This is a genomic window from Pseudomonas sp. GB2N2, assembly GCF_054897705.1.
In genome coordinates, this window is sequence record NZ_CM142701.1 from 4,578,396 (window position 1) to 4,603,104 (window position 24,709).

A 24,709-nucleotide genomic window follows, 5' to 3' on the forward strand; every position below is an offset into this window, starting at 1 on the left:
GCAACACCTCATTGGGATGTGAGCAAAGGCGGGCGGCGCAGCAAACCGTGCACCGGACCGAATACCACGGACAGCAGATAAAAACCGCCAGCCACCAGCACGATCGCCGGACCGCTGGGCAGCGAGTAATAAAACGACAGCAACAAACCGAGCCATACAGACAGGCAACCCAGCACGGCAGCAACGCCCATCAGCACCGGTAAGCGACGGCTCCAAAAGCGTGAAGCGGCGGCGGGCAACATCATCAAGCCGACAACCATCAAAGCGCCGATGGCCTGAAAACCGATCACCAGATTCAGCACCACCAGCGTCAGAAATACACCGTGCGCGAGTGGACCGAGACGGCTGACGGTTTGCAAAAAAAGCGGGTCGAGGGTGTCCAGCAACAACGGTTTGTAGATGAACAGCATGGCGATCAGGCTGATGCCGGAGACCCACACCATGCCGGTCAATGTCGGGCCATCGACGGCAAGCGCGGAACCGAAGAGCAGGTGCAGCAGGTCCAGGCGTTTGCCGGCGATGCCGAGGATCAGCACACCGCTGGCGAGGGAAATCGGGTAGATCGCGGCGAGGCTCGCGTCTTCGCGCAGGCCGGTGCGACGGGTAATCCACGCAGCAAGTCCGGCCATGCTCAGGCCGGCGCCGAGACCGCCAATCGTCAGCGCTGGAAGGCTTAAACCAGCAAACCAGAATCCGAGCGCTGCGCCGGGCAGGATGCCGTGAGCAACCGCATCGCCGATCAGGCTCATGCGTCGCAGGATCAAAAACACCCCGAGCGGTGCTGTGCTGCACGCCAGGACCAATCCGCCGAGCAGGGCGCGACGCATGAATACAAACTCGTGGAACGGTAGCCAGAGTTGGGTGGCGGCTAGCATCGGGCCACCTGCGTTTGCGGTTGTTGGCGAATCAGATCGCTGCTGGTGCCGAGGATGCAGCCACTGGGTTTGATCAACAGGGTTTGCGGAATGTGTTGGCGAACGGCGGCCAGGTCATGGCAGACGACTAGCAGGGTTCGACCTTCGGCGTGCCATGCGTAGATGTGTTTCCACAGTAGCGCCTGGCCGAGTTCATCGAGGGCTGCGTGAGGTTCGTCGAGCAGCAGCAATGGCGCTTCGGCGAGGCTCAGACGCGCGAGCAAGGCGCGCTGTAATTCACCGCCGGAGAGGGCCATCAGTGGGCGTTGTTCCAATCCGGTGAGACACCAGTCTTCCAGCGCGGCTTTGAGTCGCTGGCCTCGGAGTGCGGGTGATTGCTTGATGCCCCAGAAACCGGCCGCCACCAGCTCTTGCAGACTGATTGGGAATTGCCGGTCGAGGTGTTGTTGCTGGGGGAGAAATGAGAGCGATCCCTTGCGCGGAACATCGAGGATCACTGTGCCATTTAGTGGCTTTTGCAACCCGGCGATGACTTTCAGTAGGCTACTTTTGCCTGAGCCGTTGGCACCGATGACTGCGGTCAGGCTTCCCTTGGGCAATTCAAAATCTACCGGCGGTGTGAGCGGTTGTCCCGGCGCACCCCAACGCAATGCGTGGCAACGAATCATGCGGCCTCCCAGTTCCATCGGCTTTCGGCGACGGCGTCGTGGGCGTGCAGGCTTTCGGCGTGAACGACTTTCAGGTGGAAAGCGTTGATCCCAGGTGAGCGTTGCAGGGCCAGATTCAATCGTCGCGCAGCGTCCTCACAGAACATCAGGTTCTGTCCATTGGCTAAGGCGAAGGCTTGTTCGTCTGCGCGTTTTACGGCGGTTTGCACGGCGGTGCCGAGAGCAGCTTCGGCATCGTTGATCAACGTGATCAGCGGCAGGCCATCCAGATAATCGTCGATACGAACCCTTAATTTTGCGTGGCTGCGCTGGCTGTGTGGGGTGGCGACGATGCCTTTTGTGGAGCCCAGCCATGCCAGCACGTCGGCGTGTTGCAGTGGGATGTTGGCAAAGTCATTGACGAATTGGTGCTGAATCAACTGTCGGGATAATGCTGCCGAACAGGGGCACGTTGAGGAATAAGGCACGTCGATTTTTAGTTCCACGTGGAACATTGCGTTTTTCAAGCTCGCCTCGATGCTGACTGGATAGGTTTTCCAGCCTGACAAAGGACTGATCAGCGCTGGCCTTTTCAGAAGTAAGTCGGTGTGAATTTTCAAGTGAGCGCTGTTGGAAAGGCCTTGATGAGAATCGAGAAAGCGCTGCAATACGCGCCGCATCAGAGCGGGTGTCAGGGTCTCCTGCTCGAGCATTTCCAACGCCAGATAAAGACGCGACATATGAATCCCGCGCGCTTCGCCATCGTCGAGGCTGACGCCCACGTCGGCTTTCGCGCTCAATCTCTGACCGTCAAAAAAAATGGGAAGAGCAATGCCGCACATGCCCACCCATTCAAGTGGCAGGGCTTGGCGTGAGGCCTGCGCGGCGATATCTGGCAGAGTCAGCGCATTCATGAGCAGGTCCATCGTGGAAGTCGGTTAGACATGTTATGTTATTACATTGACATCGACTACGCCTTTTTTACGAGCGGCTTCCACCATGCACAGACGTCACCTGCTCAACCTGATTCTGGCCAGCGCGGCCTTCGCATTGCCCTTCGCCGTGGGCGCCACGCAAATTCGCAACGCGCGGCTTTGGCGTTCGGATGACAAGCTGCGCCTGGTATTCGATCTGAGCGGGCCGGTGCAATACCAGATCGCGGCGGCGCCTGAGCCGCCAGTCGACAAGGCTCACCCCAAGCGCGACATCATCGTCGTGGTCGATCCCGGCCATGGCGGCAAAGACCCTGGCGCGGTCGGCGCCAAAGGTGAACGTGAGAAGGATGTGGTGTTGTCCATCGCGCAGTTGTTGGCGAAACGGCTGAAACGCGAAAAGGGCTTCGACGTGAAGCTGGTGCGCAATGACGACTTCTTCGTCCCGCTGCGCAAACGCGTGGAGATCGCCCGCAAGCACAATGCCGACATCTTCATCTCGGTGCACGCCGATGCGGCACCGCGTCTCACCGCCTCAGGGGCGTCGGTGTACTGCTTGTCCGAGCGGCGCGACGTCGGCCACGGCGCGCTTCATGGCGCAGCGGGAGAACGGCGCAGACCTGTTGGGGGCCACCAGCCTGCTCAATCTCAAGGACAAGGACCCGATGCTTGCCGGGGTGATTCTCGACATGTCGATGAACGCCACGATCGCGGCCAGCTTGCAGTTGGGCAGCACCGTGCTCAGCAGCCTGGCCGGTATAACCACGTTGCATCAGACGCGTGTGGAACAGGCCGGATTCGCCGTGCTGAAGTCGCCCGACGTGCCATCGATCCTGGTGGAAACCGGCTTTATCTCCAACGCCCGCGACAGCCAGCGACTGGTGACCGCGCGACACCAGCAAGCGGTGGCTGACGGCTTGTTCGAAGGTTTACAGCGCTACTTTCATAAAAATCCGCCGCTCGATAGCTACGTCGCCTGGCAGCAGGAACAGAACAAAGCCCAGGCCTGACAGCCCGTGATTCGGCTGCACGTGAACCTCGCGTTGCGGCCAGCAGAATCGTTATTCCACAACATTAATTTCGGCCCGGCACTGCGACCGGGCATCCCTGTGAGGATTACCTGATGCCCAATCGTCTCCCTGTCACCGTCCTGTCGGGCTTTCTTGGCGCCGGCAAAAGTACGCTGCTCAACTATGTACTGCGTAACCGCGAAAACCTGCGGGTCGCGGTGATCGTCAATGACATGAGCGAAATCAACATCGATGGCAGCGAAGTTCAGCGTGACGTCAGCCTGAACCGCGCCGAAGAAAAACTCGTGGAAATGAGCAACGGCTGCATCTGCTGCACCTTGCGCGAAGACTTGCTGGAGGAGGTGAGCAAACTCGCCAGGGATGGGCGCTTCGATTACCTGCTGATCGAGTCCACCGGCATTTCCGAGCCACTGCCCGTCGCTGAAACCTTCACCTTTCGCGACGAAGAAGGGCAGAGCCTGGCCGACATCGCGCGGCTCGACACCATGGTCACCGTGGTCGATGGCATGAACTTTCTGCTCGACTATCAGGCCGCCGAAAGCCTCGCTTCCCGTGGCGAAACGTTGGGCGAGGAGGACGAACGCTCAATTACTGATCTGTTGATCGAGCAGATCGAGTTCGCCGACGTGATCCTGATCAGCAAGATCGACCTGATCAGCAGTCGCGAACGGCGAGAGCTGATCGCAATCCTCGAACGACTGAATTCCCAAGCCGAAATTATCCCGATGGTCATGGGTGAAATCCCCCTGAAGAAAATCCTCAACACCGGTCGCTTCGACTTTGAAAAAGCCGCGCAAGCGCCTGGCTGGTTGCAGGAATTACGTGGCGAACATGTGCCGGAAACCGAGGAGTACGGCATCGCTTCCACGGTTTATCGAGCACGCAAACCCTTTCATCCGCAGCGCTTTTTCAGCTTCGTTGATCGCCCGTGGGTGAATGGAAAACTGCTACGTTCCAAGGGTTTTTTCTGGCTGGCGAGCAAACCCATGGACGCGGGCAGCTGGTCTCAGGCCGGCGGGTTGATGCGTCATGGTTTCGCTGGACGCTGGTGGCGCTTCGTGCCGAAAAACCAGTGGCCGCAGGACGAAGAAAGCACCGCGGGAATCATGGAAAACTGGACTGCCAGCACCGGTGATTGCCGCCAGGAACTGGTGTTCATCGGCCAAAACATCGACTTCGTCCAACTCACCGCCGAACTGGATGACTGCCTGCTGACCGATGATGAAATGGCGTCAGGGATGGAAGGCTGGCGCTTGCTGCCAGACCCGTTCGGCCCTTGGTATGAAGAGGACGCCGCGTGATGTTGGCAGCTACGTTTAAATTACGGCCGCTGATTTGTCAGGTTGAGGGCGAGACAGTGCAAACCCTTGCGCAGATTCTCGACGACGGAGTGAACCTTGCCGTCTGGCAACGCCAGCCCCCGGCCCACATCGCCGACTTCGCCAGTTTGTTGTTGTCCCTGAACGAGCCACTGGCCGAATCGCTGGTGCTGGAGTTGCCGGGTGATGACTGTGAACCCGATCTGCACGGCTTGGCCTCAGGTTTCACCGACCTCGAAGGGCATGAAGCTTTCATCGCCGATGTTTCCTGGCTGATCAGCGCTTTCGCCTGCTTGTTGGGCGCCAGGCGCATTGGCGTGCGTTTGCGGGTATTGGACAAGGCCATGTGCCCGCGCTTTCACGTCGATCATGTGCCGGTGCGACTGATCACAACGTATGCCGGCATTGGCAGCCAGTGGCTGAAGGAGGGCGCGATGGATCGTCGCCAATTGAGCCAACCCGAAGCCGAACCTGTGGACAATTCGCTGATCCAGCAAATAGGCAGCGGCGACGTAGCATTGCTCAAAGGCGAAAAATGGCACGGCAATGAAGGCGCTGGCCTGATTCATCGTTCGCCGCCGCTCGCGCCGGGCGAGCGCCGGTTGATCCTGACCCTCGATTGGCTGGGCTAATAGATCAGGGCTTAAGCCAGTTCCCTTGGCTCGGGCCCTCGCAAAACGGCTTCAGATACGCCGCGTCGGTGGCCACGCCGTAATAGTGAATATCCTGCCGGTAGGGCATATTGGCGACTTGCGCGTTGCTGCACACGCCAAACGCACCGCTTGGGCATTGGTCGACGTATTGCACCTCGACCTTCTGCCCGGCCAGATTCGGCTGGCAGAACCCGTCGGCGAAGAGTTTTTCCGGAATGCTGCGGTTCTGCTGGCAGACTTTCACGTCGAGTCGCTCAGCCGTGCTATGTACCATGCACGCCTGCGCCAGGGCCTCGCCGGAAACCAGCGTCAACAGCAACGTCCAGTCACTCAACCGCATCCCTTACCTCCTCAGAAAACATCGACCATGTTGCAGAACATTCCCACCCACGTCATTGCCGGCCCATTGGGCGCAGGCAAGACCAGTCTGATCAAGCACCTGCTGGCACAGCGGCCGCCGAATGAGCGTTGGGCGGTGCTGATCAACGAGTTCGGGCAGATCGGCATCGATGCTGCGCTGCTGACCCGGGACGCCGATGGTATCGCATTGGGCGAAGTGGCCGGGGGCTGTTTGTGTTGCGTCAATGGTGCGCCGTTCCAGATCGGCCTCGGGCGTTTGCTGCGTAAGTCGCGGCCGGATCGGCTGTTCATCGAACCGTCCGGGCTTGGCCATCCGGCGCAGTTGCTCAGGCAATTGAGCGAGGCGCCTTGGGTCGGCGTGCTGGCGGTTCAACCCGGCGTGCTGGTGCTTGATGCCCAGGCGCTCGCGGCTGGCAAACCGCTGCCGGTGACGCAGCAGGAGGCGTTGAGCCGCGCTGGATTGTTATTACTGAACAAGTCCGAAGGTCTCGGCGAAAGTGATCGACAGCGGATTGTCGCGCAGTTGCCGGCGCGTCCCTTGTATTGGACACAACAAGCTGTATTGCCGCTGAGCGAATTGCCGGGGCTTGAGTCGCAGGCTGTGGCGGGTGTAGATAACTTCATCGCACCTAAAGGTTTGGCGCAGATGCCGGCGGTATGGCCCGATCCTGGGCTGCCGATTTGCCTGAGTCAGCAACAAGAGGGCGTCTGGAGCGTTGGTTGGCGCTGGCATCAGAGCCAGACGTTTGATTCGGCGCTCGTTGGCCGTTGGCTTGAGAGCCTTGCCTGGCGGCGGGCGAAGCTGGTTATCCACTGCGACGGAGGCTGGGTTTCGGCGAATGCGTTGGATAATTCGGCACTGGCGTGGCAACCCAGCGAATGGCGGCAGGATTCGCGGATCGAGCTGATTTTCAGTGAGGCGCAGGATGTTGATTTATTGCAAAGCGCACTGGCCGACTGCCGATTGAATTAGGGACGCCATTTCGTGTGTTCTTGCCGCCACTGACTAAGCTCAATCACTTCTGCGCGAGGCTTCACGACCTCGACCACCGGCGCCGTGTCGTCGAACGGCACCGGGTAAGGCGCCAGTTCGATCTGGGCGCTGTGAGCGCCGAACTGGGTGATGGTGCCGTTGTGCCGGGTTTCGCCGGTCACCGTGAACTCGAAGTTATACACGCGAGCCAAGCGTCGCCGACCGTTGGCATCCTTGATGAACGCAATTTTCTTCAGCGCGACGTTGCCGTCCAGCAACTCGATCCCGAGCTTGGCGCAATGCTGCTTGACCCGGTCCAGTGCGCGCTCGCGCAAGCCATGGTTGTGCCACAGCCACGCGCCGCCCGTGGCGAGCAGCATTAACACGAAGATATTTCCGAGGGTCAGCATCAACAGGGTGCTCCAACAAGATAGTGCCAGCTTAACTGCGTCGCCGGCCTGTCGTACAGGCTGCGTTTAGTCGCATACTGCGCGGCTTGAATTTCAATCGGTTTACGGAAAACTCACCGCATGAAACGTACGCCTCATCTGCTCGCCATTCAGTCCCACGTGGTGTTCGGCCACGCCGGCAACAGTGCCGCGGTTTTCCCGATGCAGCGGGTCGGGGTGAATGTCTGGCCGCTTAACACTGTGCAGTTCTCCAACCACACCCAATACGGCCAGTGGACGGGTGAAGTGCTGGCGCCGCAGCAGATTCCCGACCTGGTCGAAGGCATTGCGGCGATAGGCGAATTGGGCAATTGCGACGCAGTGTTGTCCGGCTACCTCGGCAGTGCGGCCCAGGGCCGGGCGATCCTGACCGGCGTGGCGCGGATCAAGTCGATGAACCCCAAGGCGCTGTATCTGTGCGACCCGGTGATGGGCCATCCGGAAAAAGGCTGCAGCGTGCCGGCCGAGGTCAGCGATTTCCTGCTGGAAGAGGCGGCGGCCGTGGCGGATTTCATGTGCCCGAACCAGTTGGAACTGGACAGCTTCTCGGGACGCAAGCCGCAGTCGCTGTTTGACTGCCTGGCCATGGCGCGAGCGCTGCTGGCGCGCGGTCCGAAAGCGGTGCTGGTCAAGCACCTGGCCTATCCGGGCAAACCCGCGGATGTGTTCGAGATGTTGCTGGTGACGGCCGAACAAAGCTGGCATTTGCGCCGTCCGTTGCTGGCGTTTCCGCGTCAGCCGGTGGGCGTTGGCGACCTGACCTCCGGGCTATTTCTGGCGCGCGTGTTGTTGGGGGACAGCCTGGTGGCGGCTTTCGAGTTCGCGGCGTCAGCGGTGCATGAAGTGTTGCTGGAAACTCAGGCCTGCGCCAGTTATGAACTGGAACTGGTGCGGGCGCAGGACCGGATCGCGCATCCGCGGGTGCGGTTTGAAGCGACCCCGATCAGCCTTTGACGTCCGCGTCGAACCCATTCGCGAGCAAGCTGCCTAGAGAACGACTCAGGCCTTAAGCGTCGCCCTTGATCTCCTGATACCGCTTTTCCAGTTCCTGACGAATCTGCCGACGCTGCTGCGCCTGGATAAAGCGGCGCTTGTCTTCGCTGTTCTGCGGTTGCAGCGCCGGCACGGAGGCCGGCTTGCGGTCATCATCCACCGCGACCATGGTGAAGAAGCAGCTGTTGGTGTGGCGCACCGAGCGCTCGCGGATGTTTTCGGTCACAACCTTGATGCCCACTTCCATCGAAGTGTTGCCGGTGTAGTTGACCGAGGCGAGAAAAGTCACCAGTTCGCCGACATGAATAGGCTCGCGGAAAATCACCTGATCCACCGACAGGGTCACCACATAACGGCCGGCATAACGGCTGGCACAGGCGTAGGCCACTTCGTCGAGGTACTTGAGCAACGTGCCGCCGTGGACATTGCCAGAGAAGTTGGCCATGTCGGGGGTCATCAATACCGTCATCGACAGCTGGGCGTTTCCGGGTTCCATAGCGTTCTCACGGTTCATGGCAGGTTTCGGAGGAATGCACCTCTACGGGTGCCTGGTCGGTTTTTGCAAACCACAGTTATCGGGACGCCGGGCGGGTGATCGTCGTCACGCCGGATCGATCTGTTTCCATATATTGCACCGCCTTTCTGCCGGAAGTCGCGGTGTTACCCTTCAAAAGCCCACCCCAAGGGCAATTCCTACGCGGAATGTGGATTTTTTACCCTGTTCGATCAGACCTTTCCCGCGTCTGGCGATCGAGCAATGTCACCCAAGGAGCCTCGCGCCATGCATGCCATCAGTTTTATTCAGGATCTGGCAGTGATCATGTTGGTCGCAGGTGTGGTGACGGTGTTGTTCCACCGCTTCAAGCAGCCCGTGGTCCTGGGCTATATCGTCGCCGGTTTCATTATTGGGCCGCACACGCCGCCGTTCGGCCTGATCCATGACGAAGAAACCATCAAGATCCTTGCCGAACTCGGGGTGATTTTCCTGATGTTCTGCCTCGGCCTGGAATTCAGCCTGCGCAAGCTGTTCAAGGTCGGCGCGACCGCGTTTATCGCGGCGTTCCTGGAAATCGTGCTGATGATCTGGATCGGCTATGAAATCGGCCGCTGGTTCGACTGGAACACCATGGACTCGCTGTTCCTCGGCGCGATCCTGGCGATCTCCTCGACCACCATCATCGTCAAGGCGCTCAATGATCTGAAGATGAAGAACGAGCGCTTCGCGCAGCTGATTTTCGGTGTGCTGATCGTCGAGGACATCCTCGGCATTGGCATCATTGCCTTGCTGTCGAGCATCGCGGTCAGCGGCACGGTCAGTTCTGGCGAAGTGTTTTCCACCGTCGGCAAGCTGTCGCTGTTCATGATTGTCGCTTTGGTCATCGGCATCCTGCTGGTACCGCGCTTGCTGGCTTATGTGGCCAAATTCGAAAGTAATGAGATGTTGCTGATCACTGTGCTGGGCCTGTGCTTTGGCTTCTGTTTGCTGGTGGTGAAACTCGAATACAGCATGGTGCTGGGGGCGTTCCTGATAGGCGCGATCATGGCTGAGTCGCGGCAGTTGATGAAGATTGAGCGTTTGATCGAGCCGGTTCGCGACCTGTTCAGTGCGATCTTCTTTGTCGCCATCGGGTTGATGCTAGATCCGTTGATTTTGCTGCAGTACGCGTGGCCGATTGCGGTGATCACCGTGGCCGTTGTCCTTGGCAAGATACTGTCCTGCGGCCTGGGAGCGTTTATCGCCGGCAACGACGGACGCACCTCACTGCGGGTCGGGATGGGTCTTTCACAGATTGGCGAATTTTCTTTCATCATTGCGGCATTGGGCATGACCTTGCAGGTCACCAGTCATTTCCTCTACCCAGTCGCCGTGGCGGTATCGGTGATTACCACGCTGCTGACGCCATACCTGATCCGCGCCGCTGACCCGCTGTCGATCAAACTGGCTGCCGTGATGCCGCAGCGACTGGGTCGCGTGCTGGGGATGTACGGCGAATGGTTGCGCAGCATCCAGCCTCAGGGCGAGGGTGCGTTGCTGGCATCGATGATCCGGCGAATTTTGCTGCAGGTGGGGGTCAATCTGGCGCTGGTAATTGCGATTTTCTTCTCGGGCGCTTTCTTCGCCGAGCGCATGTCCGCGTACCTGGAAGGCTGGATCAGCGACCCGGGCTGGCAGAAAGCGTTGATCTGGGGCGGGGCATTGCTGTTGTCGCTGCCATTCCTGATTGCCGCTTATCGCAAGCTCAAGGCGTTGTCGATGCTGTTGGCAGAAATGGGCGTGAAAGCGGAGATGGCCGGCCGTCACACGCAGCGAGTGCGCCGGGTAATCGCCGAAGTGATCCCGATCCTCTCGCTGCTGGTGATCTTCCTGCTGCTGGCAGCCTTGTCGGCCAGTATTCTGCCGACCAACAAGTTGCTGGTGCTGATTGCCGTTGTCGCGGCCGCGGTGGTCGCGTTGCTCTGGCGCTGGTTCATCCGCGTGCACACGCGGATGCAGGTGGCCTTGCTCGAAACCCTGGACAATCACAACGATGCGACGGGGCATTGACCCGGCGGCGCGTCAGGGTTTCAGCTTTCCAGCCAGACGTCTCGCGCCCAGTGCCACACCGATTCCCAGGTTTCTTCGGCGATCAGTTCTTCCTCGGCCTGCCACAGCACCACGGTGCCGTCTTCTTCAACCAGGTAGTAGTCATCGCCGTCCTGGCAGATCGGAATCATGCTGCGGTCGACACCGGCATCCCAGGCGTTGGCGGCAACGTCCGGCAGGTAAGTGTGAGATTGCGGGTCGGTGACGGTCACCGGCTCCAGGCTGCCGTAAACCACATCGCTGACGGTCAGCAAAAATTCTCTGAAGACAAAAGGAATGTCGATGAACAGTTGTTCTTCGATTTCCACGATCTGATCTTCATCGGGCAACTCCAAGGGGACCGGTACCGGTTCGTTGGCTTCACGCAGTTGTTCGATAATTTCTTCCACGTCCGGGATCCTCTTGCTTGATGGCGCGGTTTAGTTGGGGCGGTTTATACAGTAGCTCGCTATGGATGTAACCGTGAAATAGAAAACCCCGGCCGAAGCCGGGGTTTTGTTACAACACGCTTAACGCTGGAGGCATCAGCCGTTCTGGCGGATACCTGCCACCAGCCAAGGCTGGTTCTCGCCCTGCGGACGTTCCATGTTCCAGCTTTCGCTGAACACTTCGCCCTGGTCGAATCGCGAAGTCTTCGATACACCGCTGAAGGTCAGGGTGGCGATGGTCTTGTCGGCGCGATCATCGACGCCGTCCAGTTGAACATTGAGGTTATCAATGTAGGTGGACTGGAAACCTTCACCCAGGTCGGCACGTTCGCGTTTGAGGAACTCCAGCAGTTGCGGGGTCACGAACTCGGCGATCTTGTCCATTTCGTTGGCGTCCCAGTGCTGCTGCAGGGATTGGAAATGGTTTCGCGCTGCTTCAATGAAGTTCTTTTCATTGAACCAGGCTGGCGCATTGATCACCGGACGGGCGGCAACCGGTGCGGCCGAACCGCCGAAGATCGAACCCATGGCGGCCGGCTTTTGTTCGAACACTTCACGCTGCATCGGCGCGCCCGCTGGAGACAGATGCTCCTGCTGCTTGCGGCGACGAGCGGCGATGAAACGGAAGACCAGGAAGGCGATGACCGCCATGATCAGGATGTCGAAGATTTGCATGCCCTGGAAGCCACCACCCATGAACATGGAGGCCAGCAGGCCACCGGCGGCGATACCGGCCAGAGGGCCGAGCCAGCGAGAAGCACCGCCGGCCTTGGCGGCAGCGCCAGCGGCACCGGCCGCGCCCGCAGTGGCAGCAGCGCCACCTGCAGCAGAAGAAGGAGCCATTTGGCTGGTCTGGTGAGTCGGCGCAGCGCCGGCGCTCTTGCCGCCACCAAAGCGCTTGGCGTTGGCGTCGAGGCTCATCGTCAGGCCGATGCACAACGCCATGGCGATGCTAAGAAAACGTTTCATAAAGGGAATTCCCATTTGTGGATGGCACGCGCGCCATGTTGCACAGCTGAAGTGTTACTGGCTAGCGGCAGAGTGTTTCGAGCTTTTGCCTGACAGGTTGCGTTCAGCTTCAATCAGGGCAGTAAGGCCTGTTAACTTTGGTCTGTAGGATAAGTGGATAAGTTCTGTCGGAAGGGTGCCTAGCGCCGCAGCGCGAGCATGACCACACCGGCCGTGATCAGGCCGATTCCGCCCCATTGGCGCAGGTCGAGTCTTTCGCCCAGCAGGATCACGCCGAGCACTGCCACCAGCACCACGCTGAGTTTGTCCACCGGAGCGACCAGCGAGGCCGGCCCCAGTTTCAACGCGCGGAAGTAGCAGATCCACGACGCACCGGTGGCCAGTCCCGACAACAGCAGGAACAGGTAGCTCCTGGCCGAGATCGATCCCAAGGACTGATATTGGCCCGTGGCGTACAAAATCAAGGCCAGGCTGACCAGAACCACGACTGTGCGCAGCAGTGTGGCGAAGTCGGAGTTGACGTTTTCGATGCCGATCTTGGCGAAGATCGCGGTCATGGCCGCGAATGCCGCTGACAGCAGGGCCCAGAATGTCCAGGAAGTAAAAAAACCTGAGCCCATGCCTGTTCCTCCTAGATTGATGATCGGTCCCACGCAGCGTGGGAACGATCGAGCGGACAGCCTTAAATAGCTTCCAGCTTGGCGTAGCCGAGCATCAGCCACTTGCTGCCTTCGCCGAAATTCACCTGCACCCGCGCCTGAGCCCCGGCGCCTTCGAAGTTCAGGATCACGCCATCGCCGAACACCGAGTGCCGAACGGCCTGGCCGAGACTGAAGCCGGTGTCCGGGATCTCGCTGCCGCCAAACAGGCTGCTGGAACTCTGTTGCTGTCCTCCGCCGAAAGGACGGCTGACGCTGTTGGAAAGCCGCACTTCCTGAATCAGGCCTTTCGGCACTTCCCGTACGAAACGCGAGACCTTGTTGTAGGTTTCACTGCCGTACAGGCGTCGGGTTTCAGCATAGGTCATCACCAGGTTCTGCATGGCCCGGGTGATGCCGACATAAGCCAGGCGCCGTTCTTCCTCAAGACGGCCGGGTTCTTCCAGGCTCATCTTGTGCGGGAACAGGCCCTCTTCCATGCCCACCAGGAACACGTAAGGGAATTCCAGGCCTTTGGCGCTGTGCAGGGTCATCAACTGAATGCTGTCTTCGTGCTCGTCGGCCTGGGTATCCCCGGCCTCCAACGACGCGTGGCCCAGGAACGCCGCCAGTGGCGTCAGGTCTTCGTCCTCTTCTGCGTTTTCGAAGTTGCGCGCGGCGCTGACCAGTTCCTCAAGGTTTTCTACCCGGGCCTGGCCTTTCTCGCCTTTTTCCGCTTCGTGGTAGGCAATCAGCCCGGACTGCTCGATAACCGTCTGGGTCATCAGGTGCAGCGGCATGTCCATGCACTTGGCGGCGAGGTTTTCGATCAGCTCGATAAACCCACCGAGCGCGCCGGAAGCCCGGCCGGTCAGGCCTTTATTGGCGACCAGCAGGCGCATCGCTTCCCACATCGACACATCGCTGTGGCGTGCATGTTCGCGAATCGCTTCAACGGTTTTTTCACCGATGCCGCGTGCCGGAACGTTGATCACCCGTTCCAAGGCGGCATCGTTGCCACGGCCTTCAAGCAAGCGCAGGTAAGCCATGGCGTTCTTGATTTCTGCCCGTTCGAAGAAGCGCTGACCCCCATAGATGCGATACGGGATGCGTTCGCGCAGCAAGGCTTCCTCCAAAACGCGCGATTGGGCGTTGGAACGGTACAAAATCGCGATATCGCTGCGAGCCAGGCCGGTTTTCAGCGCGCTTTCGATGGTCTCCACCACGTAGCGTGCTTCATCGTGTTCGTTGAAAGCTGCGTACAGATTGATCGCTTCGCCTTCGCCGCCGTCGGTCCACAACTCTTTGCCCATACGTCCGGTGTTGTTGGCAATCAGGGCGTTGGCTGCCTTGAGAATCCCGGCAGTGGAGCGGTAGTTCTGCTCCAGACGAATGGTTTCAGCGTCCGGGAAGTCGTCGGAATACTGATAGATGTTCTCGATTTTCGCGCCGCGCCAGCCGTAGATCGACTGATCGTCGTCGCCCACCACCATCAGGCTGTCGCCGCCCTTGGCCAGCAGACGCAACCAGGCGTACTGCACGGCGTTGGTGTCCTGGAACTCGTCCACCAGAATGTGCCGGAAGCGTTTCTGGTAATGCGCCAGCAAACCCGGGTGATCGCGCCACAGGTCGAGGGCGCGCAGCAGCAGTTCGGAGAAGTCGATGACGCCGGCGCGCAGACATGCGGCCTCGTAGGCTTCATAAATGCTGCGCATGGTCGCCAGGAACAGATCGCCGCTGGCCTGAATGTGTTGCGGACGCAGACCTTCGTCTTTTTGCCCGTTGATGAACCACTGGGCCTGACGGGCCGGCCAGCGTTGCTCGTCCAGCCCCAGCTCGCGGATCACCCGCTTGACCAGCCGCTGCTGGTCGTCGCTGTCGAGAATCTGGAAGGTCTGGCTCAGGCCGGCTTCCTGCCAGTGCGCCCGCAACAAGCGGTGCGCCAGGCCGTGGAAGGTGCCGACCCACATGCCGGCGGGGTTGAGCCCCATTAGCTGCTCGATGCGATGGCGCATCTCGGCCGCCGCCTTGTTGGTGAAGGTCACCGACAGGATCGAGTGGGGCGAGGCGTTCTCGACCTGGATCAACCAGGCGATACGGTGCACCAGCACTCGGGTTTTACCGGAACCAGCACCGGCCAGGACCAACTGACGACCCACGGAGGCAGCTACGGCCTGGCGTTGGGCATCGTTGAGGGAGTTCAGCAAAAGGGAGAGATCATCGCGCATCGGGGCATTCTAGGGGGCCGCGCCACACCGGGCAAACCCCGCTTTGCATTAGCCGATGAAAGTTACGCGCAGGACGACCGGTCGGTCACTGTCTGCAACCGTTGGCGGGGCTCGCTTACAGGGTTTTCAAGGGGCAGAGAGCCTCCAGACTTTTGTCGAATTTATGATCTGGAGCAGTTTGGTAAGGGCATTGGCTTGTGTATGCTCCGTCGACGTTTCGGGCTCATGCTCACCATTATAAGAACAAGAACATTGCCTATGACCCTCAGCTCTGACCTGTCGGGCCCCACTGTGGAGCCCCGGGTTATCCGCAAACAGTACGCCCTGGAAATGGCGGTCGAGCGCACGCGCCTGTTGTATCAGGGCTCGCTGCTGCCCACGCTGTTCATGCTGATCAATGGCCTGGTGTGCGCGGCATTGCTCTGGAGCCCCCAGCGCTACTTCCTCGTCAGTGTCTGGCTGGTGTGGTTGCTGTCGCTGGTGGCGTTGCGAGTGATTCAAGTGGCCGCGTTCGACTCGGCCATTCCCAATCGCCAGGCCCATCCGGTCTGGCGCCGCATGTTTCTGCTCGGTTCGGCCATGACCGGCCTGACCCTGGCCGGCGCCGGCATTGCCTTGGTGCCCGCCGACAATTTCATTCAGCAAGCCTGGGTGTTCGGCCTGATCGGTGCGGCGGCCCTCTCGGCGAGTGTTGCCTACGCCGTCAGCCTGCCTGCCTTCCTGTCCTTTACCTTGCCGTGTCTGTTGCCGGCCATCGCCTATCTCTTCTGGGGTGGCGACGAGCAGGGACAGGGTTGGGGCTGGTTCGGGCTGATTTTGCTGGGCGCGCTGAGTGTCGTGGCGTGGCAGGTCAATCGGCTGATTGATCGCGGATTGCTGCGGCGCTTTCAGAATCAGGCTCTGATTGAAAATTTGCAGCAAGCGCAAAGCTGTAGCGATCAGCTCAACCACGAATTAGCCAAGGAAATCGACCAGCGCCGGCGTGCCGAAGACGAGTTGCGCGCGATCCAGGTCGGACTGCAAAGCAGCGTCGCCCAGCGTGGCCTGGAGCTGGACGCTGCCAATCAGGCCTTGAGCAAAAGTGAAGCGCGTCTGGCGCTGGCGTTGAAAGCCAGTGAGCTGGGGCTGTGGGACTGGAACCTGCAAACCGACGAAGTTCATCACACGCACATTCAGGAGTTGTTCGGTCTGGAGCCCGAGTTCGTGACGGCCATGTTACGTCACCTCAAGCCGCGCCTGCACCCCGATGATTTGCCATCGCTGAAGCGCGCGCTCGTCGAGCATTTAAAGGGGCGCAGCGAGGACTATCAGATTGAATACCGCGTGCGGCATGGCGATGGTCACTGGGTCTGGATCGAAGACCGTGGGCGCGCGGTCGAGCGCAGTGAAAACGGCCGGGTGATCCGCATGGTCGGCACCCGTCGCGACATCAGCGCCAGTAAAAGCCAGGAAGTGCAGCAGCAACTGGCGGCGACCGTGTTCGAGGCCGCCAGCGAAGGCATCATGATTTTCGATCCGCATTACTCACTGATCGCAGTCAACCAGGCGTTCAGCCGCTTAACCGGTTATGACATCGACGACATGCTCGGTCGCAACGTCGTGGAGTTGCCGTGCAGCCGCGATGCCCGTCGCCACTACGGGGCGATTCATCAGGCGCTGGAGCAACACGGCAGTTGGCAGGGCGAGCTGGTGGAAACCCGCAAGAACGGCGAGCTGTATCCGCAATGGCTGCAACTGAATGCTGTGCGTGATACTCGGGGAAATGTCAGCCATATCGTTGGCTTTTTCGCCGATCTCTCGGCACGTCGTGAGTCCGAAGAGCGCATGCGCTACCTGACTCACTACGACGAGCTGACGGGTCTGGCTAACCGTTCGCTGTTTCGTGAACGTCTGCGAGAGGCTCATCAACGAGTGCGCCAGGGCGGGCGCAGTCTGGCGTTGCTGCACATCAACCTCGACCGCTTCAAGTTGCTCAACGACAGCCTCGGTCACGAAATTGCCGATCAACTGCTGCAGAAAATGGCCCGGCGACTGGTCAATGCACTGCCGGAGGCGGACACCATTGCGCGGTTGTCCGGCGATGAGTTCGCGGTGCTGTTCGACGCTTATGGCAATCTCTCGAGTCTGGCACGAGTGGCCACGCGGCTGTCGAGCAAACTGCGTGTGCCAGTGACCGTCGATGGGCATGAACTGGTGGTCAGCGCGTCCATGGGCATCAGCATGTTGCCGGACAACGCGCGGGAAATTTCCGCGTTGGTGAGTCAGTCGAACATCGCCATGCAGCATGCCAAACACTTGGGCGGCAACAATTTCCAGTTCTACACCGAGAGCCTGCAAGCCAGCACGATCGAGCGCTTGCAGCTGGAAAACCAACTGCGTAAAGCCATAGAAGAGAAGCAACTGAAGGTGTTCTACCAGCCGAAACTTTGCCTTGCTACCGGCCGGCTAAATGCCGCCGAGGCGTTGGTGCGCTGGAATCACCCGACCATGGGCCAAATACCACCGGGTGACTTCATCGGCCTGGCCGAGGAAACCGGGCTGATCGGCCCCATTGGCGAATTCGTCTTGCGTCAGGCCTGCTGGCAGGCCTGCGAGTGGCAGCGTCAGGGGCTTGAGCCGATTCGGGTGTCGGTCAATTTGTCGGTGCATCAACTGCGACAGGGCAAGCTGGTCAGCCTCGTGCGTCAGGTGCTGGAAGAGACCGGACTGGCGCCGCACTTCCTTGAACTGGAACTCACAGAAAGCCAGTTGCTGGACAGCGTTGAACACATCATTGCCACCTTCCAGCAGTTGCGTGATTTAGGGGTGAAACTGGCGATCGACGATTTTGGCACCGGCTATTCGTCCCTGAGTTACCTCAAGCGCATCCCGGTGGATTACGTGAAGATCGATCAGACATTCATTCGCGGTCTGGGGGAGGGCAGTGTCGATGCGGCGATTACCCGGGCGATCATCGCGATGGCTCACGGGTTGTCGTTGAAAGTGGTGGCAGAAGGGGTTGAGCGGTCGGAGCAGCTCGAGTTCTTGCAGGCTGAGCGTTGTGATGAAGTGCAGGGGTATCTGATCAGTCGGCCGATTGATGCTGACGGATTGGCGACACTACTAAGAGCGCAGGGTGCCGGATGAAGCAGGGTGGAGAAGCTGCCCGTCGGTGCGTGGATCGCCTGACGGGTAACTCCTGTTAATTGATTACTTGTTAGTCAGTAATCAGGACATCATCAATATGGTGCACCAGTTTGTCTTTATAGAAAATACTGACGCCGGTAACGTTGGAATCACCCGGTACTTTGTATTCGACACATTTGTCAGTTTCAACTTGCAGCGAGACTTCGCCGGAGTTTTCAAGTTTCAATTCCAGGCGCAGATCGAACGATTTGTCCTGCAGGGCAGTCCTCACCAGTATTGGCGTAATGCCCGTGTTTGCAACGGTTACGATGCCAAAGGTGCGGAAAGATTGTGCGCCTGGCATACGGTCAATTTGTGCGGTCCAGTCTTTGGTTTTAATGCTCACAGTATTTAATTCCTTTAGTTAAGTTTGATTGCGTCCTGCCCGAGCAATGTATCTAACCAAACTTGGCTGGGGAAGATTAAAGTAAGTTGCAATTGTAAGTTCGGATGTTTAGGGGGTGTTAGTTGATGAATAACTAAGGGTCGTGACTTTTGATAGTAGACGAAAGTCCTCGTGTCCTCGGGCATGGGCCAGACCGAGGCGCCTGCTCTGACATTCGGCGCTACATGAACCGCGCACGCCTGAAATCGAGGGAATCGGTTACGCATTGAGCAGGCAAAAAGCCGATTCATGTAGTATAACTACAAGCTCGCTACATCCCCGGCGCCTGCCAATAACAAAGAGTCCAGCCCCTTGAATCTGCTGCAACACATCGCCCAGTCACGCCACCTCTTACGCAAGTCGGAGCTCAAGGTCGCCGACCACGTGCTGCTTGACCCGGCGGCGGTGATGCACAGTTCCATGGCCGACCTGGCCCACAGCGTCGGCATCAGCGAGCCGACCATCGTGCGCTTCTGTCGCGCCATTGGTTGTTCCGGGTTCCAGGATCTGAAACTGAAGCTGGCACAGAGCCTGGCGGCCGGCGCGAGTTTCGGTCAGTTTGCAATCCATGAAGACGATTCGGTCGCGGACTACAGCCTGAAAATTTTCGACACCACCCTGCACACATTGATGGAGGTTCGCGAGAAGCTCGATCCGGTGGAGTTGCAGCGCGCGGTGTCGCTGATGTCTCAGGCTCAGCGTGTCGAGTTCTACGGCTTTGGCGCCTCGGGCGCTGTGGCGGCGGATGCTCAACACAAGTTCTTTCGTCTATTGCTGACGGCTGCGGCGTATTCCGACCCGCACATGCAGGCGATGTCGGCGGTGACATTGAAACCGACCGATGTGGCGATCTGCATTTCCCAGTCCGGGCGTTCCAAGGATTTATTGATCACCGCCAATCTGGTGCGCGAGAGCGGGGCGTCGCTGATTACGTTGTGCCCGAGCCAGACACCGCTGGCGGAACTGTCGACCGTCAACCTTGCGATCGATGTGCATGAAGACACTGAAATCTATACGCCGCTGACTTCCCGCATCGCCCACCTGGTGGTGATCGACGTGTTGGCGATGGGCGTGGCTATGGCGCGCGGGCCCAGCCTGGTGAACCATCTGAAGAGCGTCAAACGCAGCCTGCGCAGTTTGCGGTTGTCGCCCAAATCGGTAAAAGCGCTGGACGACTGACGACTGACGACTGACGTCGTCGTAAGGTCGTTCCGACCTTAATCGCGAGCAGGGTTTGTGGTGTTCACACATTTTGTGCAACACAGTCGATCCATGTAGGAGTGAGCCTGCTCGCGAAAGCATTCTTGAAAACTCCAACCTTCATCTGCTTGTAACGCGCAAGCCGCCAAACCGTCATCCCGCGCGCCCATCCTGTAACTCCCGCAATCGCCTTGGGAGACTCGAAATGGCCCAGCCCTACGAAGAACGCAACAGCGCCCTGAAAACCCGTCGTCAGCAAGAAGACCAGCGCCGCATGGAGTTTCGCCGCGCCATCGAAGACCGCTGCGAGCGCCGCCAGCTGTTGGCCGAAATCGGCGATTTTCCGGAGCTGGAACTCAACTACTGGCAGGCAGCTCCCGCAACTTCCCGTCGAAACGCTCAACCAGGGCGCTGATCTGCACCCGTTCGCTGCGGATAAACGCAAGGAATGCGTGGGCCACCGGCGACAGCCGCTTGGCCTTGGCCTGCACCAGGCACCAGCTGCGAAACAGCGGCAGCTCTTCGACCGGTAGTTCGATCAATCCACCGGTCGCCAATTCAAGGTTCAGGGCGTGGCGCGTCAACAGCGCGACGCCCAGGCCCGCCAGCACACACTCGCGCTGGGCCTCGGCCGAAGCAACTTCCTGGGTCTGGTTGAAGTGCACGCGCTTCTCTTTGAAATACTCTTCGCAGGCCATTCGTGTTCCCGAACCGGGTTCGCGCAGCAGCAGGGTATAAGGTTCAAGGTCCTGCAAGCGCAACGGGCCCATGTGGCACAGCGGATGGTCCGGCGGCGCGACGGCGACGATCGGGTTGTTGAGGAACGGCAGAAACTCCAGCCCCATGTCCTGCGGCACCATGGACATGATCACCAAGTCATCGCGGTTGTCGGACAGACGCCTGATCACTTGGCCGCGGTTAACCACGGTCAGTTGCAAATTCACTTCTGGATGCTGGCGCTTGAACGCGGCAAACAGGTGCGGGACGAAATACTTGGCGCTCGATTCCACCGCCAGTTTCAGCTGGCCCTGCAATGATCCCTGCATGTCCGACAGCTGCATGTCGAGATTCTCCAGGCGGCCGAAAATATCCCGGCTGGCACGCTGAAGCGCTTCAGCCGCTTCGGTCATGTAGAGTTTTTTGCCGACGTAATCGAACAATGGCTGCCCAATCAGCTCTTCAAGCTGACGAATCTGCAGGCTCACGGCAGGTTGTGTGAGCGACATTTCTTCCGCAGCGCGGCTGTAAGAACGTAAATCACAGACCTCGTTAAAAATCTGTAATTGACGCAATGTCATACGCATCAATGACTTACGCATTACTCAAGCACTCTCGCCCTGGGTTGATGATTCAACTATAAGTCTTTACTTATGCCTGACCCAATAATTAATCATTTTTGTTTATTCCTTGCGGGGACTAGTGTGGGCCTGCGACCAAATTGAAACATTTGGTCACGCGTCGACCTGGTCTAGCGGGTCGTGGGTACCACCGGCTCAAGGGAAACTCCAAGTGATAACAAAAATCCTGATCGCCAACCGTGGTGAGATTGCCGTACGAATCGTGCGCGCTTGCGCCGAGATGGGCATACGTTCGGTTGCGGTCTATTCCGACGCCGACCGTCACGCCTTGCACGTCAAGCGTGCGGACGAAGCCCACAGCATCGGTGCCGACCCGCTGGCCGGGTATCTCAACCCGCGCAAGCTGGTGAACCTGGCCGTGGAAACCGGTTGCGATGCCTTGCACCCTGGCTACGGTTTCCTCTCGGAAAACGCTGAGCTGGCGGATATCTGCGCAGAACGCGGAATCAAATTCATTGGCCCGTCGGCTGAAGTCATTCGCCGCATGGGCGACAAGACTGAAGCGCGCCGCAGCATGATCAAGGCCGGCGTACCGGTCACTCCGGGCACCGAAGGCAACGTTGCGGACATCGCCGAAGCGCTGACCGAAGGCGAGCGCATTGGTTACCCGGTGATGCTCAAGGCCACCTCCGGTGGTGGCGGTCGCGGTATCCGCCGCTGCAACAGCCGCGAAGAACTCGAACAGGCTTTCCCGCGCGTGATCTCCGAAGCCACCAAAGCGTTCGGTTCGGCGGAAGTGTTCCTCGAAAAATGTATCGTCAATCCAAAACACATCGAAGCGCAGATCCTCGGCGACAGCTTCGGCAATGTGGTGCATCTGTTCGAGCGCGATTGCTCGATCCAGCGCCGTAACCAGAAGCTCATCGAGATCGCCCCGAGCCCGCAACTGACCCCGGAACAGCGCGCCTATATCGGTGACCTGTCGGTTCGTGCGGCCAAGGCGGTGGGTTACGAGAACGCCGGCACCGTGGAGTTCCTGCTCGCCGAGGGCGAGGTGTACTTCATGGAGATGAACACTCGCGTGCAGGTGGAACACACCATCACCGAAGAAATCACCGGCATCGACATCGTGCGTGAGCAGATCCGCATTGCGTCCGGTCTGCCACTTTCGGTGAAGCAGGAAGACATCCAGCACCGCGGTTTCGCGCTGCAATTCCGGATCAACGCCGAAGACCCGAAAAACAACTTCCTGCCGAGCTTCGGCAAGATCACCCGTTACTACGCACCCGGTGGTCCCGGCGTGCGTACCGACACCGCGATCTATACCGGCTACACCATTCCGCCGTACTACGACTCCATGTGTCTGAAACTGGTGGTGTGGGCGCTGACCTGGGAAGAGGCAATGGACCGTGGCTTGCGCGCACTGGACGACATGCGTCTGCAAGGGGTCAAGACCACTGCCGCGTACTACCAGGAAATCCTGCGTAACCCGGAATTCCGCAGCGGCCAGTTCAATACCAGCTTCGTAGAAGCACACCCTGAACTGACCAACTACTCGATCAAGCGCAAACCCGAAGAGCTGGCCCTGGCCATCGCCGCCGCCATTGCCGCCCACGCAGGCCTATAAATGCAGCTGCGAGCTGTCAGCTGCAAGCTGCAAGTAAAAGCCACTGTGCTTTTTCTTGAAGCTTGTAGCTTGAAGCTTGCCGCTATGAGGAGATACTAATGTCCAAGAAAATCTTCGTTACCGACACAATCCTGCGCGACGCTCACCAATCGCTGCTCGCCACCCGCATGCGCACCGAAGACATGCTGCCGATCTGCGACAAGCTCGACAAAGTTGGCTACTGGTCGCTCGAATGCTGGGGCGGCGCGACCTTCGACGCCTGCGTCCGTTTTCTGAAAGAAGACCCATGGGAGCGTCTGCGCCAACTGCGTGCGGCGCTGCCTAATACGCGCCTGCAAATGCTACTGCGTGGCCAGAACCTGTTGGGCTACCGCCATTACAGCGACGACGTTGTCCGGGCGTTCGTCGCCAAGGCTGCGGTCAACGGCATCGACGTGTTCCGCATCTTCGACGCCATGAACGATGTGCGTAACCTGCGCGTGGCCATCGAAGCGGTGAAAGCTGCGGGCAAGCACGCCCAAGGCACCATCGCCTACACCACCAGCCCGGTGCACACCATTGATGCGTTCGTGGCGCAAGCCAGGCAAATGGAAGCCATGGGGTGCGACTCGGTGGCGATCAAGGACATGGCTGGCCTGCTGACCCCGTACGCTACCGGCGAACTGGTCAAGGCGTTGAAATCCGAGCAGTCGCTGCCGGTGTTCATCCACTCCCACGATACCGCTGGCATGGCGACGATGTGCCAGCTCAAGGCCATCGAAAACGGCGCCGATCACATCGACACCGCGATCTCCAGCTTCGCCTCGGGCACCAGCCACCCAGGCACCGAGTCGATGGTTGCCGCGCTTAAAGGCAGCGAGTTCGACACCGGCCTGAACCTGGAACTGCTGCAAGAGATCGGCCTGTACTTCTACGCCGTGCGCAAGAAGTACCACCAGTTCGAAAGTGAATTCACCGCCGTCGACACCCGCGTACAAGTCAACCAGGTGCCGGGCGGCATGATCTCCAACCTGGCCAACCAGTTGAAAGAGCAGGGCGCGCTGAACCGCATGGCCGAAGTGCTGGCCGAAATCCCGCGTGTTCGCGAAGACCTCGGTTTCCCGCCGCTGGTGACGCCGACCTCGCAAATCGTCGGCACCCAGGCATTCTTCAACGTGCTGGCCGGCGAGCGCTACAAGACCATCACCAACGAAGTGAAGCTCTACCTGCAAGGCGGCTACGGCAAAGCGCCGGGCACCGTGAACGAACAGCTGCGTCGTCAGGCAATCGGCAGCGAAGAAGTGATCGACGTCCGTCCAGCCGATTTGCTCAAGCCGGAAATGACCAAGTTGCGTGCCGAAATCGGTGCCGTGGCCAAGTCGGAAGAAGACGTGCTGACCTATGCGATGTTCCCGGACATCGGTCGCAAATTCCTCGAAGAGCGTGCTGCCGGCACCCTCACTCCGGAAGTGTTGCTGCCGATTCCTGAAGCAGGCGGCGTCGCCGCTGCCGGTGGCGAAGGCGTGCCGACCGAGTTCGTCATCGATGTCCACGGCGAAACCTACCGCGTCGACATCACCGGTGTCGGCGTCAAGGCTGAAGGCAAGCGCCACTTCTACCTGTCCATCGACGGCATGCCGGAAGAAGTGGTGTTCGAACCGCTCAACGAATTCGTCAGCGGCGGCAGCAGCAAACGCAAACAAGCCACTGCCCCGGGCCACGTCAGCACCACCATGCCGGGCAACATTGTCGACGTGCTGGTCAAGGAAGGCGACCTGGTGAAAGCCGGTCAGGCGGTGCTGATTACTGAAGCCATGAAGATGGAAACCGAAGTCCAGGCCGCCATCGCCGGCAAGATCACCGCGATCCACGTCGCCAAGGGCGACCGCGTGAATCCGGGCGAAATCCTGATCGAGATCGAAGGCTGAGTTAACAGCCTCGATACACCGCTTTAAACCTCGGGGGGGCATGTGCTC

Annotated in this window: 22 protein-coding genes and 1 pseudogene; 11 read left to right on the forward strand and 12 right to left on the reverse strand. The window is 59.4% G+C overall.

Features of this window, described 5'->3' with window-relative positions; genetic code table 11:
* Positions 1-8: 8 nt before the first annotated feature.
* From ACYZT4_RS21165 to folE2, 3 genes are read right to left on the reverse strand one after another with little or no spacing between them, the layout of a single operon-like run.
* On the reverse strand, positions 9-875 hold the full coding sequence (locus ACYZT4_RS21165) for a metal ABC transporter permease (protein ID WP_461982809.1): 867 nt from the start codon (positions 873-875) through the stop codon (positions 9-11).
* Positions 869-1,543 (reverse strand): metal ABC transporter ATP-binding protein, encoded by a 675-nt coding sequence (locus tag ACYZT4_RS21170; protein WP_461982810.1) that lies wholly within the window; start codon positions 1,541-1,543, stop codon positions 869-871. The genes ACYZT4_RS21165 and ACYZT4_RS21170 overlap by 7 nt, the downstream gene beginning before the upstream one ends.
* The gene (gene folE2, locus ACYZT4_RS21175) at positions 1,540-2,436 is read right to left on the reverse strand and encodes a GTP cyclohydrolase FolE2 (RefSeq protein WP_461982811.1); all 897 of its coding nucleotides are present in this window, start codon (positions 2,434-2,436) and stop codon (positions 1,540-1,542) included. The genes ACYZT4_RS21170 and folE2 overlap by 4 nt, the downstream gene beginning before the upstream one ends.
* 85 nt (positions 2,437-2,521) lie before the next feature.
* Here folE2 and ACYZT4_RS21180 point away from each other — a divergent pair.
* From ACYZT4_RS21180 to ACYZT4_RS21190, 3 genes and pseudogenes are all read left to right on the forward strand, one after another.
* Positions 2,522-3,464: pseudogene (locus tag ACYZT4_RS21180) on the forward strand (N-acetylmuramoyl-L-alanine amidase family protein).
* Between the two features lie 113 nt (positions 3,465-3,577).
* Positions 3,578-4,786 carry a zinc metallochaperone GTPase ZigA gene (gene zigA, locus ACYZT4_RS21185; RefSeq protein ID WP_461982812.1) on the forward strand — a complete coding sequence of 403 codons (1,209 nt, stop codon included), beginning with the start codon at positions 3,578-3,580 and terminating at the stop codon, positions 4,784-4,786.
* Positions 4,786-5,436, forward strand: coding sequence for a DUF1826 domain-containing protein (locus tag ACYZT4_RS21190; RefSeq protein ID WP_461982813.1), 651 nt, complete (start codon positions 4,786-4,788; stop codon positions 5,434-5,436). The genes zigA and ACYZT4_RS21190 overlap by 1 nt, the downstream gene beginning before the upstream one ends.
* 4 nt (positions 5,437-5,440) lie before the next feature.
* Here the strand turns inward: ACYZT4_RS21190 and ACYZT4_RS21195 are convergent, their stop codons facing one another.
* Complete coding sequence (locus tag ACYZT4_RS21195; RefSeq protein WP_461982814.1) at positions 5,441-5,797, reverse strand: NADH:ubiquinone oxidoreductase; 357 nt, start codon at positions 5,795-5,797, stop codon at positions 5,441-5,443.
* Positions 5,798-5,824: 27 nt separating this feature from the next.
* Between ACYZT4_RS21195 and ACYZT4_RS21200 the strand changes: the two genes are divergently transcribed.
* Complete coding sequence (locus ACYZT4_RS21200; RefSeq protein WP_461982815.1) at positions 5,825-6,790, forward strand: CobW family GTP-binding protein; 966 nt, start codon at positions 5,825-5,827, stop codon at positions 6,788-6,790.
* Here ACYZT4_RS21200 and ACYZT4_RS21205 read toward each other — a convergent pair.
* Positions 6,787-7,200 carry a DUF3301 domain-containing protein gene (locus ACYZT4_RS21205; protein WP_461982816.1) on the reverse strand — a complete coding sequence of 138 codons (414 nt, stop codon included), beginning with the start codon at positions 7,198-7,200 and terminating at the stop codon, positions 6,787-6,789. The two genes, ACYZT4_RS21200 and ACYZT4_RS21205, sit on opposite strands and share 4 nt — an antisense overlap.
* 120 nt (positions 7,201-7,320) lie before the next feature.
* On the opposite strand from ACYZT4_RS21205, the gene pdxY reads away from it, so the two are divergent.
* Positions 7,321-8,193, forward strand: coding sequence for a pyridoxal kinase PdxY (gene pdxY, locus ACYZT4_RS21210; protein ID WP_461982817.1), 873 nt, complete (start codon positions 7,321-7,323; stop codon positions 8,191-8,193).
* 52 nt (positions 8,194-8,245) lie between these two features.
* Here the strand turns inward: pdxY and ACYZT4_RS21215 are convergent, their stop codons facing one another.
* Positions 8,246-8,728 carry an acyl-CoA thioesterase gene (locus ACYZT4_RS21215; protein ID WP_461982818.1) on the reverse strand — a complete coding sequence of 161 codons (483 nt, stop codon included), beginning with the start codon at positions 8,726-8,728 and terminating at the stop codon, positions 8,246-8,248.
* Positions 8,729-9,013: 285 nt separating this feature from the next.
* On the opposite strand from ACYZT4_RS21215, the gene ACYZT4_RS21220 reads away from it, so the two are divergent.
* Positions 9,014-10,777 (forward strand): cation:proton antiporter, encoded by a 1,764-nt coding sequence (locus ACYZT4_RS21220; RefSeq protein WP_461982819.1) that lies wholly within the window; start codon positions 9,014-9,016, stop codon positions 10,775-10,777.
* Between the two features lie 20 nt (positions 10,778-10,797).
* Here the strand turns inward: ACYZT4_RS21220 and ACYZT4_RS21225 are convergent, their stop codons facing one another.
* From ACYZT4_RS21225 to uvrD, 4 genes are all read right to left on the reverse strand, one after another.
* Positions 10,798-11,205, reverse strand: a complete 408-nt coding sequence (locus tag ACYZT4_RS21225; protein WP_007943369.1) for an SMI1/KNR4 family protein — start codon at positions 11,203-11,205, stop codon at positions 10,798-10,800.
* A 135-nt stretch (positions 11,206-11,340) separates the two neighbouring features.
* The gene (locus ACYZT4_RS21230) at positions 11,341-12,213 is read right to left on the reverse strand and encodes a Tim44 domain-containing protein (protein WP_461982820.1); all 873 of its coding nucleotides are present in this window, start codon (positions 12,211-12,213) and stop codon (positions 11,341-11,343) included.
* Positions 12,214-12,392: 179 nt separating this feature from the next.
* Complete coding sequence (locus ACYZT4_RS21235; protein WP_461982821.1) at positions 12,393-12,833, reverse strand: EamA family transporter; 441 nt, start codon at positions 12,831-12,833, stop codon at positions 12,393-12,395.
* Positions 12,834-12,895: 62 nt separating this feature from the next.
* On the reverse strand, positions 12,896-15,079 hold the full coding sequence (uvrD, locus tag ACYZT4_RS21240) for a DNA helicase II (protein WP_461982822.1): 2,184 nt from the start codon (positions 15,077-15,079) through the stop codon (positions 12,896-12,898).
* Positions 15,080-15,337: 258 nt separating this feature from the next.
* On the opposite strand from uvrD, the gene ACYZT4_RS21245 reads away from it, so the two are divergent.
* Positions 15,338-18,205, forward strand: a complete 2,868-nt coding sequence (locus ACYZT4_RS21245; protein ID WP_461982823.1) for an EAL domain-containing protein — start codon at positions 15,338-15,340, stop codon at positions 18,203-18,205.
* A gap of 70 nt (positions 18,206-18,275) precedes the next feature.
* Here the strand turns inward: ACYZT4_RS21245 and ACYZT4_RS21250 are convergent, their stop codons facing one another.
* On the reverse strand, positions 18,276-18,590 hold the full coding sequence (locus tag ACYZT4_RS21250; protein ID WP_461982824.1) for a hypothetical protein: 315 nt from the start codon (positions 18,588-18,590) through the stop codon (positions 18,276-18,278).
* Between the two features lie 351 nt (positions 18,591-18,941).
* Between ACYZT4_RS21250 and hexR the strand changes: the two genes are divergently transcribed.
* Positions 18,942-19,808 carry a transcriptional regulator HexR gene (gene hexR / locus ACYZT4_RS21255; protein ID WP_008027445.1) on the forward strand — a complete coding sequence of 289 codons (867 nt, stop codon included), beginning with the start codon at positions 18,942-18,944 and terminating at the stop codon, positions 19,806-19,808.
* 226 nt (positions 19,809-20,034) lie between these two features.
* Entirely contained in the window at positions 20,035-20,244 is a 210-nt protein-coding gene (locus ACYZT4_RS21260) for a PA3496 family putative envelope integrity protein (protein ID WP_461982825.1), read from the forward strand.
* Here the strand turns inward: ACYZT4_RS21260 and ACYZT4_RS21265 are convergent.
* Entirely contained in the window at positions 20,186-21,148 is a 963-nt protein-coding gene (locus tag ACYZT4_RS21265) for a LysR family transcriptional regulator (RefSeq protein WP_461982826.1), read from the reverse strand. The genes ACYZT4_RS21260 and ACYZT4_RS21265 overlap by 59 nt on opposite strands.
* Before the next feature lie 190 nt (positions 21,149-21,338).
* On the opposite strand from ACYZT4_RS21265, the gene ACYZT4_RS21270 reads away from it, so the two are divergent.
* The gene (locus ACYZT4_RS21270; protein ID WP_461982827.1) at positions 21,339-22,754 is read left to right on the forward strand and encodes an acetyl-CoA carboxylase biotin carboxylase subunit; all 1,416 of its coding nucleotides are present in this window, start codon (positions 21,339-21,341) and stop codon (positions 22,752-22,754) included.
* Positions 22,755-22,852: 98 nt separating this feature from the next.
* Positions 22,853-24,661: a sodium-extruding oxaloacetate decarboxylase subunit alpha gene (gene oadA / locus ACYZT4_RS21275; RefSeq protein ID WP_461982828.1), complete on the forward strand. Its 1,809-nt coding sequence runs from the start codon at positions 22,853-22,855 to the stop codon at positions 24,659-24,661.
* The last annotated feature ends 48 nt before the right edge of the window (positions 24,662-24,709 follow it).

Bases quoted from the DNA above. Each gene is read 5' to 3' on its own strand.
- ACYZT4_RS21190 (WP_461982813.1), top strand. From the start codon at position 4,786: ATGTTGGCAGCTACGTTTAAATTACGGCCGCTGATTTGTCAGGTTGAG.
- ACYZT4_RS21205 (WP_461982816.1), bottom strand. From the start codon at position 7,200: ATGCTGACCCTCGGAAATATCTTCGTGTTAATGCTGCTCGCCACGGGC.
- pdxY (WP_461982817.1), top strand. From the start codon at position 7,321: ATGAAACGTACGCCTCATCTGCTCGCCATTCAGTCCCACGTGGTGTTC.
- ACYZT4_RS21215 (WP_461982818.1), bottom strand. From the start codon at position 8,728: ATGGAACCCGGAAACGCCCAGCTGTCGATGACGGTATTGATGACCCCC.
- oadA (WP_461982828.1), top strand. From the start codon at position 22,853: ATGTCCAAGAAAATCTTCGTTACCGACACAATCCTGCGCGACGCTCAC.
- ACYZT4_RS21230 (WP_461982820.1), bottom strand. From the start codon at position 12,213: ATGAAACGTTTTCTTAGCATCGCCATGGCGTTGTGCATCGGCCTGACG.
- ACYZT4_RS21195 (WP_461982814.1), bottom strand. From the start codon at position 5,797: ATGCGGTTGAGTGACTGGACGTTGCTGTTGACGCTGGTTTCCGGCGAG.
- ACYZT4_RS21265 (WP_461982826.1), bottom strand. From the start codon at position 21,148: ATGCGTAAGTCATTGATGCGTATGACATTGCGTCAATTACAGATTTTT.
- zigA (WP_461982812.1), top strand. From the start codon at position 3,578: ATGCCCAATCGTCTCCCTGTCACCGTCCTGTCGGGCTTTCTTGGCGCC.
- ACYZT4_RS21235 (WP_461982821.1), bottom strand. From the start codon at position 12,833: ATGGGCTCAGGTTTTTTTACTTCCTGGACATTCTGGGCCCTGCTGTCA.
- uvrD (WP_461982822.1), bottom strand. From the start codon at position 15,079: ATGCGCGATGATCTCTCCCTTTTGCTGAACTCCCTCAACGATGCCCAA.
- ACYZT4_RS21245 (WP_461982823.1), top strand. From the start codon at position 15,338: ATGACCCTCAGCTCTGACCTGTCGGGCCCCACTGTGGAGCCCCGGGTT.
- ACYZT4_RS21170 (WP_461982810.1), bottom strand. From the start codon at position 1,543: ATGATTCGTTGCCACGCATTGCGTTGGGGTGCGCCGGGACAACCGCTC.
- ACYZT4_RS21260 (WP_461982825.1), top strand. From the start codon at position 20,035: ATGGCCCAGCCCTACGAAGAACGCAACAGCGCCCTGAAAACCCGTCGT.
- folE2 (WP_461982811.1), bottom strand. From the start codon at position 2,436: ATGAATGCGCTGACTCTGCCAGATATCGCCGCGCAGGCCTCACGCCAA.
- ACYZT4_RS21220 (WP_461982819.1), top strand. From the start codon at position 9,014: ATGCATGCCATCAGTTTTATTCAGGATCTGGCAGTGATCATGTTGGTC.
- ACYZT4_RS21200 (WP_461982815.1), top strand. From the start codon at position 5,825: ATGTTGCAGAACATTCCCACCCACGTCATTGCCGGCCCATTGGGCGCA.
- ACYZT4_RS21165 (WP_461982809.1), bottom strand. From the start codon at position 875: ATGCTAGCCGCCACCCAACTCTGGCTACCGTTCCACGAGTTTGTATTC.